At 55.5% G+C, this 542-nt stretch carries 1 protein-coding gene; it reads right to left on the bottom strand.

Annotated elements, in window-relative coordinates:
• Nucleotides 1–542 (bottom strand): GNAT family N-acetyltransferase (locus J5224_RS34725; RefSeq protein ID WP_264629355.1); only part of this gene is annotated, 542 nt, incomplete at both ends.

The following is a 542-nucleotide window of genomic DNA, read 5'->3' as shown; positions in this document are numbered from 1 at the left end:
GCATGCTTTTTAGCCGCGTCAGATCTTGTTGATAGTCGGTGCCTTCAAACTGTTTTAACACATCGGGCAACGAGGCCGGATAAGGCCGACGTGAGGTAGCCATTGGCTGACTCGGTGAGAAGTACAGGCGATAAAAGGCGACCAGCAGATCCCGCGCGTTCGGTGGCAGGGTGCCGGAAAGCGAGACCGGGCCAAACAGATAGCGATATTGCGGGTAACGAGCAAGATACGCGCCGATCCCCAGCCACAGATAGTCGAGCCCACGTTTTCCCCAGTATTTAGGCTGGATAAAACTGCGCCCCAATTCAATGCCCTGCGCCAGAATCGGGTCCATTTCTGCCCCATACTGAAACAGGCTGTGGCTATACAGGCCGTTAACGCCTTTATGGGCAATTTGCTGTGCGGTCGGAGTGAAGCGGTAGGCGCCGACAATTTCCAACTCCTTTTCATCCCACAAAATAAGATGCAGGTAGTCGTCGTCATAGCTGTCGAGATCGCGCCGCTGACCGGAGCCTTCTCCGACGGCGCGGAACGCGATTTCG

The organism is Candidatus Symbiopectobacterium sp. NZEC135 (assembly GCF_025962695.1).
Note: the sequence above shows the minus strand (reverse complement) of the source record. Positions and strands in the feature narration are given on the sequence as shown.